Raw genomic sequence first — 10,903 nt, 5'->3', positions numbered from 1 at the left:
GATGGATTGCGAATGCGGTAGGCTAGCACCAATTGACTTGGCGACCACAGGTGAGTGACTGCAAATGTCCCTGCTTTGCCATCGTGCCGTCGAGCACATGGAAATATGGAGCGCCAGCGGCGACGGCTAGACAACCGCAAGTTCGTGCGTTGCAGCGACGACCTACCTCCCACGCTGATGGGAGAGCCGACGTTTGGGGAAAGGACCCGCTATCTCCGACCGGAGGCGTTTGCCGCCAGGGAAACCGTCTTCATGGAGATGCGCTGATTGCAGGCTCCATCGTGCCAAGCAATCCGACAACCAGGATTATCGCGAAGCCAAGACATTGTTCTAGCAGGATGTGAAGCCGCAAACGTCGTACGCTGATTGCGCTGTCGGCAGCGGCCGGATCGGTCAGCGCCGGCAATATGAGAAACCGGTTGGCGCCCGCCAGTCCAACCATCATGGCAAAAAGAGTCACCTTGATCAGAAGGAGTAAGCCGTATTCGGTTTTTATCAAGTTGGTCACCGGGCTTACCAGAAACCATGAATTCACGAGGCCCGATCCTACGATCGTCGCAACCGCTAGGTATCCCACAGCCGAAAATCGGTGAGCTGCATTGCACGCCTCTAGCCGTCTGCTTTCTGAAGAGCCCGGGTGAAGCGACGTCGCGGTCAGATAGAACAAGACGACGAGGCCGCCGAGCCACGCGCCGGCACCGATGAGATGCAGCGCGTCCGCGAGCATGTGTCCGAGACGGGCCGGCCCTTCCTCGGCCTGGGTGTGACCGGTGCCCGCCAGGCTTGCGACGAAAACCGCGCTGAGGACTGCCAACAGCAGGTCGAGCCAGTGCGCCGGGCGAAACGTGACGAGAGCAAGGACGAAGATTACGCCCGCGATCGTCGCGAGCCGTGCCAGGCAAATGGCGCCATAGTTCGTTTCGGTTAGTACGAAACGAGCTGTCTCCCAGCTCATCGCGGCGTCCGTCATGCTGGTAGCGACGCTGACGAACCAAAACGCGCCGCTGGCGAGAACGACAAGTGACAGGACCCAACAGGTCGTCAGCATGCGGTTGTGCCCACCGCGGCCGTCGACCTTGCTGCGCGGATAGGTGTAGAGCGGAAACAAAGCGACCCCGAACAGAACGAGAGACGCCGAGTAGTGAAGGAATCGTGTGAAAACCAGCCCCGCGTCGATCATCAGCGCTTGACGGTGAAGTTGTACTCGCCCTTAACGCGGTGGGTATCGTCGGATACCGCATGCCAGGTCACGTTGTACCGTCCGGGCGCCAACGGAGTGGGAACGGGCACGACAAGCTGCTTCTGATCCTGAGGATCGGTCTGCGGAGAGCCCGTCGGAACCGGTTTGCCGGCCTCGTCCTTCAATACGACGCCGGACATTTTCGCGATGACGGCTTCGGAAAACATCAGCCGGATTTCCGTTGGAGCGCCGTCGGCTTTGTTCTTTGTGGCGACACCGCTTTCCTTCGGCGATGCGTTCGCATCCATGTCCGCAGCCGGAACCGCGGACATCAGTTTTGGATGAGCTACCGCGGACGTTGCCATCAAGCCCAACGCGAGGGCGGTAAAAACGCCAAATACTCGAACCTGTGACATCGTCCTTCTCCGTCTTGATGAATTGCGTCGCTTCGACAATCGAACCTGGGCTGCGGCTATCACCAGCCGTTCCCGTAGCCCCTGTACCGGGGCGCGTAGTAGTAGCGCGGCGTGTAGTAGCTCCGATATCCGCCGCGTTCACCGTGATAGTCTTCGTGCAAGTCGCGAAGAGCCCGATGGTACGCTCTGTGCTCGCCTCGGCTTTCGAATCCTTCTTCATGGGCGCGTTCGTGCGCCTCGCCCAACTGGTCGTGAAGCGCCCGATGGCTGCCATATCCGTTGTAGTCGTCGTCATGCGCCAGCGCCGGAACTACGGGCGCCACCGCAAACAGAACCGTCGCCGTCAATAATGTTTTCCTGATTGCCATGACCCTCTCCTCTCGCGTCTTGCCCCACCGTTCGCAGACGGTAGCTGCTACGCGGTGAATGACGACTGAATGCAATCTGGCGGGAAAACGATCTTTCGGTGTGCTCGCGCCTAATCGGTTACCGAAGACCTCTTGCCGATCGGCTGATCCGCAAGAGGTCCGTCGCCGGCGGGTCGTCCGGCCGCAGCCGTGAATGGCACCGCCGGACTTTCCATCATTTCCCCTTCTGCAGCTTGGTGATCGTGATGCCGGCGGTCTCGCGTTCGGCCTCGAACTGCACCTTGTCGCCGACCTTGACCTGCTTGAGCATCGCCGGATCCTGGACCCGGAACACCATCGTCATGTTCTCGTCGGTCATATCCAGATTCTTGATCGGCCCGTGGGTCAGCGTGATCTTGCCGGCTGCCTGGTCGACCTTCTTCACCTCGCCCTTGACCATCGAGTCCTGCGCGGACGCGGCGAGCGAAGCGAACAGCGAGAATACGAGGGTGGCTACTGCGAGTTTGGCGGTCTTCATGCTTCTTTCCTTTGGTGGCTTGGGATTATTTGACGAGGATGGCGCCGATCATTCCTGCTTCCCGGTGGCAGGCTCCAGCCGCAAATGCAAATAGTGGCTCCATTGTCGGCTCCTGTTGATCGAGTACGTCGCTGCTTTTTTAGTAGCTACATGCCCTTCATCCCTTTCATGTTCATGTCCTTCATTCCCTTCGGCCCCGGCGCCGTGTCCTTGGTCTTGGGGTTGACCTGGCGCGGTGCGTCGCCCCGCGGCGCGTCGACTTCGTAGGCGACCGTGCCCTCCGGATACTTGTACGGACCGGGGTCACGGTAATCGTCGCGCGCCAGCCCGTCGCGGATCTTCATCACCGTGAACATCCCGCCCATTTCGATCGGGCCGAACTGGCCGGAGCCGGTCATCATCGGCAGCGTGTTGTCCGGGGCCGGCATCTCCATCTCGCCCATCGCCATCCCGGTCGAACCCATCACCATCGCGTCCGGAGCGAGCTTGCCGACGGCCTTGGCCAGATCCTTCTTCGACACACCGATCATGTTCCGCATGTCGTGACCCATTGCGTTCATGGTGTGATGTGCCTTGTGGCAGTGGAACGCCCAATCGCCGGGATTGTCGGCAACCACGTCGAAGGCACGGATCGCGCCGACCGGTACGTCGATGGTGACCTCCGGCCATTGCGCGCTCTCCGGCACCCAGCCGCCGTCCGTGCAGGTCACGGCGAAGCTGTGCCCGTGCAGGTGGATCGGGTGGTTCGTCATCGTGAGATTGCCCATGCGGACGCGGACCTTGTCGCCGAGCCGCACCGGCAGGGGATCGATGCCCGGAAATACGCGGCTATTGAAGGTCCACATGTTGAAGTCGGTCATCTCGTTGACCTTCGGCAGGTAAGTGCCGGGATCGATCAGATACGTGCTCATGATGAAGACGAAATCGCGGTCGACGGGGCGGAACGAAGGGTCCCGCGGATGGACTACGACCATGCCCATCATGCCCATTGCCATCTGGACCATCTCGTCCGAATGCGGGTGGTACATGAAGGTCCCGCTCTTCTTCAGTTCGAATTCATAGACGAAGGTCTTGCCGGGCTTGATGTGCGGCTGGTTTAGGCCACCGACGCCGTCCATGCCGCTGGGGATGATCATGCCGTGCCAGTGCACGGTTGTGTGTTCGGGCAATCTATTGGTGACGAAGATGCGGACTTTGTCCCCTTCGACCGCTTCGATGGTTGGCCCCGGAGCCTGACCGTTGTAGCCCCAGAGATTGACCTTCATGCCTTCGGCGAATTCGCGCACCACGGGCTCGGCGACGAGATGAAACTCCTTCCACTCGCCATTCATCCGCCATGGCAACGACCAGCCGTTCAGCGTGACGACGGGCCGATACTCCAGCCCCGAAGTTGGATAGAGCGGCGGCTGCGATGCTGCTTTGTCCATCAAGGGCGCTTCCGGAATGGCTGCAGCCTGCACACGGCCGCTGACAGCGCTGGCTCCGACGAGTGCGGCGCTGCCGAGAAACGCTCTGCGTGAAAACATCTGTTCCTCCATTCAGTGCGGAGCCGCGGCTGGCGGAGTCGCCGCGGCCGTTGTGGTTGGCGTCTCCCGTGCACTCGAACCGCCGCCATTGATGGCGGTTTGCAGGTCGGATTGCGCCAGGAAAAATGCGCGCTTCGCATCAATCGCAGCGCGTAGTGAGGCGAGGCGTTGTCGCGCCTCCGTCAGCAACGCGAACACGTCGATCTGCATGCTGGAGAAGCGCAGTTGCATCTCCTCGGTGATGATCTGGCGGAGCGGCAGGATTTCGCGCTGAAAGTGAACCGCGATATCGTAAGTTGAGCGATAGACCTGGTAGGCGTCGCGCGCCTCCGACCGCACGTTCACGGCCCGTTCGGTTAGGCGATTGAATGCGAGATTATATGTCTCCGCTGCTTGCCGAACGCGCACCTCGCCGCCGTCGAACACCGGAATCTGAAATGTGACGTCAAAACCGCGCTCGCGAAACGGCGGCCCTTCGGGATCTTGGGTGCGCTTGGCGACGCCGGCAAGATCGAGCAAGGTGACGAAGCGCGTGGCTTCAGTGAGATCGAGCGACTTTGCCAGCCCCACAAGCTCCATGCGCGCGATCTGAAGGTCGATGCGATGCCCGACGGCGTCCGCTTCGATCGAAGGCAGCGCCCGCGGGCGCCGCGGCAGCGGCGGCAGCTTGTCCGGTAGCCGGAACGCGAGATCGTCGTCCCACAATCCCATCAATCGCGCCAATCGTTCGCGCGCGCTTGCCGCCTCCTGCCGCGCACTCGCAAGGTCAGCAGTGGTCTCGGCGTAAAACACCTGCTCACGGGCTTGGTCGAGCTTGTTGAGCGAGCCGGTCTCGCCGAGCTTCTTGGCGAGCTGCGCCGTTGATTCCGCCGTCGATTTCGCATCGGTGAGCAGGATGACCATTTCGTTGGCCGCGACCGCGCGGAAGTAGGCGCGCCGGACATCGGCGGCGAGCCGCAAGGTCTCCAGCGCGGCGCGGAGCTGCGCCTGCCGGAAACGCTCGCGCGCGATCTCGGAGCGGAACGGCAATGTGGCTAGCGCCAGGATATCGCCGACCACCTGGCGTTCGACCTCGCTCGCGCCATTGCCTGAGATCCGCGAGATCGCGAACGTCGGGTTCGGCGGCAGGCTCTGTTCGACCAGATCGGTCTCGGCCAGCGCGAGTTCGTTGTACGCTGTCTGCAGACCTTTATTGCTGAGAAGCGCGACCTGCACGGTGGCCTCGACGTTCAATGGACGAGAGAGCAGGCGCCGCACCGTTCCGCGCACCACGTCGACATCGTCGGCCGTTCGCACGAAGGCGACATCCTTGCCAATGGCCCGTTCGGTCGCCGTGGCGACAACGGTCATGCCACTGTCGAGAGAGAAGGATGCGCAGCCGGACAGCGCGAGGGCGGCGGTGAGCAGCAGGCCGATTGCGGGGGCGCGTATCGCGAGATGCGTCGTCATTGCGATTCCTGTCCACGTTTCGGCGTGACATTCTCATTGTGCTCGCGCCAGGGCGCGGGCGCCGACGGCCGTAGACTGGTGTAGGGTGCGGTGGTCGAGCGGTATCTGACAGCAGCTACGCGTGCTGTGGGATCGGCGGGATCGGCGGCCGCGAGCTGCGTGGTCGCGGGCACGCAGCCGGCGACCGCGCTCGCGAGCGCAGCGGCTATGGCGCCGATAGCGTAAAACTTCGCCGAAAACTGCGAAGACATGGATGCATCTCCTGAACTGCCGATGGAGTACAGGCAGGCGCACGCGGGCCGCGCGCGTCGTGCCGCCTCGTCACGTCAGGTCAGGCGATGGGAGGTCTGTAGAGCAGGGTGGGCGCCTCGCCGGGAAGGCGCTGGTAATTTGCGGATAAGCAGAGTGAAACCGGCTGCACCGGAGTTGCCATTGCCGGCAGATCGGCTGGAATGGCGGAAAGGCAGAGCATCGCGCAGCAGGGTCCGGGTCCGCCCTTAGTATGGTGGCCTTCGTGCCCTGCTTCAGCATTTGCGATTGCGGTCTGATGCCCGTGATGCGCCCCGTCGTGGTGATGGACAGTGCCCTCGTGCTCGTGCTTTGCCGTAACCGCCTCGTCGTGGGCGTGCGCGACGGTCGGGGCTTCGTCGAAACACGGAGCCGGTCCGGAGCCAACCGCGAGCGCTGCGCTCGGCGCGAGCACGCAAAACAGATAAAGCAGCGCGACCAAGCGCCCCGCCCATTTCCGTTTCGCTCTGTTCAGTTTCGAGAACAATTTTCCTCGCGCTCCGACTCGATGAGAGTATCGGGAAAGCCAAGTTCCGCCAAGTATCTGGGGCCTCTAATTACCAGAATCTGGCTTCTTGCAGCCTGAATGCGTTGCTTCCTCGACGAGCTCCGATGTTACGGCCTCAATCAGCCGATCGCCTGGTTGCCGATGAAGCGCATGAAGGGTTTTCGGCCAGCCGCGCCGAAGAGTACGACCGTATAGGGCTGGGGCTCTCCACCCGGCGATCCGATCGGCATTCCGGGCACAGCAATACTTTGGCATTCGGAAGCTCGGAGAGGAGGCGCCGCAGGGCGGTGGCGGGAACATGGCCCTCGACGAGGTAAGCACCGGCCTGCGCGGTATGAGGTGAGGGGGGTCATCAGCATTAAGATATGCCCGTCCGCCGGCATCTTTGCCTAGCAAAGGCGCAGCGCGAGGGCATTTCGCTAAAGCCGATCAGCCGCTCGCCTTACAATCGTCGGAAGAACGCTGCGCGACGCTAATGCTTCACGGGCCGGGTCTCATCGAGGACCCCGCTCACGTCCGGCTCGTCAATCCCATCATCGTCAGGCCGGTTGCATAGGCACGGCATCCCCGCGCTGCACTGACAGCCCAGCTCTTCACTCGAGGCGAGGTTCGGATGGTTCTCGCAGACCCAACCGATGCCGAAGCAGATCGGACACTTAGGATTTGTCACGCGTAAGCCCTTTGAAGGAGCTTGCGCGCAGCAAGCCCTCCGACGTGATGTCTCGGTACTCAATGTCGGCAACGAACTTCGGTTCTACCCACGTGGCCTTCGGCTTCCTGACAGGCTTGGTGAGCTTTGATTTCGGGCTAACGACGGTATCGAGCTGTTTCCTGATTTTACTGGAAACTGTACGGGACCATCCCGTCCCGACCTTTCCCATGTATCGCAGCTCTTCGCCCTCCTGCTTGCCCAGGTACAGGGCCGCTATCCCGCTGGGGTCCTTGATGAAGCCGATGACCGGAAATTGCCCGCGGTGGACGGTCTTGATTTTCAGCCAGCCTTCATTGCGATCTGACCGGTACGGCGCGTTGGCATGTTTGGAGATAATGCCCTCATAGTGCAGCTTAGCCGCATGCTCGAAGAGCTGCTGGCCGTTACCCTGGACGTGCTCGCTGTAGAGCACTGGCGGTTCGAGCTGGTTGGTGTTGAACAGGCCCTGCAGCATGGCCTTTCGTTCAATCTGCGACGTCTTGCGAAGGTCTTTGCCGTCGAGCCATAGGAGATCGAAGGCGTAGTACAGCAAACGGTCCTGGTCGCCTCTGGCGAGGTCAGCGTGCAATTCGGAGAAGTTGGTGCGGCCTTCATGGATGACCACTACCTCCCCATCGATGATCGCTTGACCGGGGATATCGAAGGCGCTTGCGATGACCGAGAAGCGTTTGGTCCAGTCGAGGCCAGTGCGAGTGTAGGCCTTCGCTTTTCGTTTATCCCGATGAAGCTGGATTCGGTAGCCGTCGTATTTAATTTCATGGAGCCACTGGTCGCCTGGAGGAGCCTTCGAGCGAAGGGTCGCGAGTTGGGGCTTAATGAAACCCGGCATTTCCGGAAAATTGGTACGCTTCACAACGCAACTCACAAAAAAGGCGCCGTCAATATGGCGGGTAGTTTAACCATCTTTCTCCCACGAGTCCCGAACGGTCAGGGCACATCCCAGTTTCTTGTAGCGCCCGTGCTGTGCGAAAAGACAGGCCCCTCGGGCTTCTATGACGGTCGGAATGGCCGCAAGTAGCTACAGAATCGGCTCCGCCCAAGGGGTAGGAATGGGGCAGACAACGAGGCGTTAGACGCTTGTCCATGCCGTTAAAGGTGAGCGGCCGAGACAACCGCCGGCCTCGGGTTCCTGACGACTCCTTAGTTCCTAAGGCCCACAGTTGCCACCATATTACCTTTTCCGTTGCTTCGAGGCCCTGAAGTGCCGAAGTGAGGAGGTCGGCTTTATGTCTGGCATTGCTGTTCCGGTTGAATGAGCATCAGCCTAGTCAGACTTCGATCCTGCTCGGCCTGTAGAGTTAACTTGACGGGTCATCCGACAGTTCTTATTTTGTTCTTAGGCATTCGGCGTACACGCCGAGATAGTGCGACGCGGCAATTTCTTCTTTTGCAACTCTGTCGGAACCTCTTAGATGGCGGAAGGGCTAAGGGGAAATCCGAGATGCTTCTTGAAAATATGTCCGTTCGGCGGATGATTTTGCACGAGGTCTTTCAGCGTAAGGACGACAAGTTACCAATTCCTCCTCGCTACGGCGGCCAACTTCTGCAATTGCCTGTCGACGCGATTGACGACTTCAAGTCGCGTGTGATCGACGCCCTTGGAAACAACTCCAAGAGCATGGAAATGACCATCATGGATGGATCGGCCGGTAATGTGCCTGACATCGCCGCGAAGCTAATCAAAGCTAGTGATGCGCAATTCGTCCAGCAATCGCAGGCAATTGCTGATCAACTCACAGCGAAGCAAATTGCTCGCAAGCTACCGGGCGGCATTGTTGTCGTTTTCTCTGGAACGGTCGGTAGCCCAGCCCGTCCTTTCCTCGGCATCATCAAGGCAGAAACTCAGTCAGGATTTCTGCGAGAGGTAAAGCGGGGTGCGCTCGACGCATCGTACCTCAAGGATCTGTTCCTTACTCCCGCAGCTAAACTCTACAAGATCGGCATATTCGTTCACGCCGACCATGCTGCTGATCCTAAGAGCTTTCCGTCTGGATGGAGGGCCTTCGTTTTCGACAGTCACATGAGTAGCGCAAACCGGGACGGCGCCGCACAGTACTTCTACGAAGCATTTCTCTGCTGCGTGATCCCTCAAAACAGCGCTTTCTTAACGAAAGTATTCTTCGATCATACGAAAACGTTCATCAAGGACTTGGACCTTCCGCAGGAAAAGCGAGCCGATTTGATGACAGGCCTCTACACCTATCTGAAGATCGACAATACGCCCACGGTGAGTGTGAACTCGTTTGCGAAGAAATTCCTCACGGCCGACACCGCCGACGCGTTCGAAGCGTTTATGAAGCAGAAGAAGTTTCCGACAAGCGCCATTCAGAAAGACATCTCAGATCTGCAGAGCCAACTTCGGTTGCGCAAGATGGTTTTTTCGAACAGCATCAAATTTACGGCTCCGCCCGAGGCGTTTAACGACATGGTGACGGTCGAAACCATCGACGGCGAAGCGAAGGATGGCGCGCCACAACAATGGACGCGGATTACGGTCCGTGATCACATCCGCGATCAATCATGAATGAGGAGGAGTTTCTAGCTCGTTGGACAAGCGAACGCCCCATGTACGAGAAATGGGGCGAGCGCGTGGCTACGTGCATAGTGGACGACCTCGCGCCCCTGATCGCTCCTATTTCGACCGAACTCTTTGTAAGGTTGCCGATCAAGCCGCGCCTAAAGACTGGCGGATCGTTTATCACGAAGGCCTTTTACAACACGAAGCGCAAAACTCCGTATGTAAACCCATACGAGGAGATAACGGACAAGGTCGGCGTCAGGCTTGTTGTTCTGCTTCCTACCCAGATTTCGAAGGTACAAGCTTCAGTCGAACAGTGCAAACTGTGGGATTTTTCTAAAGACAGGGATTACGAGGAGGAGATCGCTGAGAAGCCCTATGTGTTCGACTATCAGTCGATCCACTACATTGTTCGAGCTCGAACTGATCTTGATCTGGACGGCACCATTGTTCCGAAAGGTACTCCTTGCGAAGTGCAAATACGAACTCTGCTCCAGCACGCGCACAGCGAATTGACGCACGACACCATCTATAAGCCCAGTGTCGAGAAAACGCCGGAAATGGAACGAGCTGTATCCAAGGCAATGGCGTTGATCGAAGCTACCGGCGACTATTTCGAGGACGTCGCGAGACTGATCGATCGGCTTGTAACACCGAGTAGGAGGTTGAGCGAAGAACTGACTTATCTATATCGAGAGCGGATAGGCAAATCGGCCGAACCTACAAAGGCCGAAAGTCTGCTGCTCGATGCCTATGGTTCAGACGATCCGACACAGCTAGACAAGCTACGTGGGTTCTTGGACTCAAAGAGCTATGTTCCCGAGCGCATCGGCGATCGAGCAAGAACAAAAATACTCTTCAGACAGCCAAGCATCTTGCTCGTTTATAACGCGGTGGCCGACTCGCCCCGACAGGCTGCCGACAAATGGCCGCTAACGCCTAATGAACTTGCGCCTGTATACGCCGATCTTGGGACAGCAATGCCCCACTAGCAGGCGGCCCGCCAACTAAATCGCTGCCCAAATTGGGGGCGAGCTACAAGCGGCCATCGACCAGGAAAAGGCCCTTTGACGTTGGGCGGGCGGCGGTGAATTGGTGCGGGTGTTTCTCTCCGCCCGGAGGCCTGTCAATGGCCAACCGTCCTTGTCAATGCGCGGCATAAAACCAGATGGCAAGCGCGGCGTCTCCCCGTCACCTGGGGAATTGCAGGCCGGGCAAGGCGCTCCGGCCCCACCGCAGCCGCAGGCGGTGTTCACCCTCCCAGGCCCGATCCGGGTGGTTCTCACAACCCCAACCGCTATCCTCGTACAGAAGGCACTTCATCGCCTCGACTGGTCGAGTAATTCGTCTCCCTCCGGTGAGGGCCGCCTTGTCGGGTTAAGACGAGTGCTGTGTAACAGCCCTTATGGACAGCAATAAGT

Annotated in this window: 11 protein-coding genes and 1 pseudogene; 2 read left to right on the top strand and 10 right to left on the bottom strand. The window is 59.4% G+C overall.

Annotated features, from left to right (window positions below; genetic code table 11):
* Positions 1 to 250: 250 nt before the first annotated feature.
* The 10 genes and pseudogenes from copD to ligD form a co-directional block, all read right to left on the bottom strand.
* A complete protein-coding gene (gene copD / locus ACZXDY_RS42790; protein ID WP_464349627.1) occupies positions 251 to 1,180 on the bottom strand; it encodes a copper homeostasis membrane protein CopD in 930 nt (309 codons plus the stop codon).
* Positions 1,180 to 1,659, bottom strand: a complete 480-nt coding sequence (locus ACZXDY_RS42785; protein WP_464349626.1) for a copper resistance protein CopC — start codon at positions 1,657 to 1,659, stop codon at positions 1,180 to 1,182. The genes copD and ACZXDY_RS42785 overlap by 1 nt, the downstream gene beginning before the upstream one ends.
* Positions 1,656 to 1,964 carry a hypothetical protein gene (locus ACZXDY_RS42780; protein WP_464349625.1) on the bottom strand — a complete coding sequence of 103 codons (309 nt, stop codon included), beginning with the start codon at positions 1,962 to 1,964 and terminating at the stop codon, positions 1,656 to 1,658. The genes ACZXDY_RS42785 and ACZXDY_RS42780 overlap by 4 nt, the downstream gene beginning before the upstream one ends.
* Positions 1,965 to 2,178: 214 nt before the next feature.
* The gene (locus ACZXDY_RS42775; RefSeq protein WP_464349624.1) at positions 2,179 to 2,481 is read right to left on the bottom strand and encodes a copper-binding protein; all 303 of its coding nucleotides are present in this window, start codon (positions 2,479 to 2,481) and stop codon (positions 2,179 to 2,181) included.
* A gap of 146 nt (positions 2,482 to 2,627) precedes the next feature.
* Positions 2,628 to 4,007, bottom strand: a complete 1,380-nt coding sequence (locus ACZXDY_RS42770) for a multicopper oxidase family protein (protein ID WP_464349623.1) — start codon at positions 4,005 to 4,007, stop codon at positions 2,628 to 2,630.
* Positions 4,008 to 4,019: 12 nt separating this feature from the next.
* The gene (locus tag ACZXDY_RS42765; RefSeq protein ID WP_464349622.1) at positions 4,020 to 5,456 is read right to left on the bottom strand and encodes a TolC family protein; all 1,437 of its coding nucleotides are present in this window, start codon (positions 5,454 to 5,456) and stop codon (positions 4,020 to 4,022) included.
* The gene (locus ACZXDY_RS42760; RefSeq protein WP_464349621.1) at positions 5,453 to 5,707 is read right to left on the bottom strand and encodes a hypothetical protein; all 255 of its coding nucleotides are present in this window, start codon (positions 5,705 to 5,707) and stop codon (positions 5,453 to 5,455) included. Before ACZXDY_RS42760 ends, ACZXDY_RS42765 begins: the two co-directional genes overlap by 4 nt.
* A gap of 80 nt (positions 5,708 to 5,787) precedes the next feature.
* Positions 5,788 to 6,186, bottom strand: a complete 399-nt coding sequence (locus tag ACZXDY_RS42755; RefSeq protein WP_464349620.1) for a hypothetical protein — start codon at positions 6,184 to 6,186, stop codon at positions 5,788 to 5,790.
* Between the two features lie 181 nt (positions 6,187 to 6,367).
* Positions 6,368 to 6,544, bottom strand: a pseudogene (locus ACZXDY_RS42750) (hypothetical protein); the annotation flags it as partial.
* A gap of 364 nt (positions 6,545 to 6,908) precedes the next feature.
* Positions 6,909 to 7,817: a non-homologous end-joining DNA ligase gene (ligD, locus tag ACZXDY_RS42745; protein ID WP_464349619.1), complete on the bottom strand. Its 909-nt coding sequence runs from the start codon at positions 7,815 to 7,817 to the stop codon at positions 6,909 to 6,911.
* 588 nt (positions 7,818 to 8,405) lie between these two features.
* On the opposite strand from ligD, the gene ACZXDY_RS42740 reads away from it, so the two are divergent.
* Together ACZXDY_RS42740 and ACZXDY_RS42735 are read left to right on the top strand one after the other, a co-directional pair.
* Positions 8,406 to 9,488, top strand: coding sequence for a nucleoid-associated protein (locus ACZXDY_RS42740; RefSeq protein WP_464349618.1), 1,083 nt, complete (start codon positions 8,406 to 8,408; stop codon positions 9,486 to 9,488).
* Positions 9,485 to 10,474: a GTP pyrophosphokinase gene (locus ACZXDY_RS42735; protein ID WP_464349617.1), complete on the top strand. Its 990-nt coding sequence runs from the start codon at positions 9,485 to 9,487 to the stop codon at positions 10,472 to 10,474. The genes ACZXDY_RS42740 and ACZXDY_RS42735 overlap by 4 nt, the downstream gene beginning before the upstream one ends.
* Positions 10,475 to 10,903 lie beyond the last annotated feature (429 nt).

This window comes from Bradyrhizobium sp. LeoB3, assembly GCF_055456055.1.
Note: the sequence above shows the minus strand (reverse complement) of the source record. Positions and strands in the feature narration are given on the sequence as shown.

Coding starts and splice junctions, on each gene's coding strand:
- copD (WP_464349627.1), bottom strand. CDS start 1,180: ATGATCGACGCGGGGCTGGTTTTCACACGATTCCTTCACTACTCGGCG.
- ACZXDY_RS42780 (WP_464349625.1), bottom strand. CDS start 1,964: ATGGCAATCAGGAAAACATTATTGACGGCGACGGTTCTGTTTGCGGTG.
- ACZXDY_RS42775 (WP_464349624.1), bottom strand. CDS start 2,481: ATGAAGACCGCCAAACTCGCAGTAGCCACCCTCGTATTCTCGCTGTTC.
- ACZXDY_RS42770 (WP_464349623.1), bottom strand. CDS start 4,007: ATGTTTTCACGCAGAGCGTTTCTCGGCAGCGCCGCACTCGTCGGAGCC.
- ACZXDY_RS42765 (WP_464349622.1), bottom strand. CDS start 5,456: ATGACGACGCATCTCGCGATACGCGCCCCCGCAATCGGCCTGCTGCTC.
- ACZXDY_RS42760 (WP_464349621.1), bottom strand. CDS start 5,707: ATGTCTTCGCAGTTTTCGGCGAAGTTTTACGCTATCGGCGCCATAGCC.
- ACZXDY_RS42740 (WP_464349618.1), top strand. CDS start 8,406: ATGCTTCTTGAAAATATGTCCGTTCGGCGGATGATTTTGCACGAGGTC.
- ACZXDY_RS42735 (WP_464349617.1), top strand. CDS start 9,485: ATGAATGAGGAGGAGTTTCTAGCTCGTTGGACAAGCGAACGCCCCATG.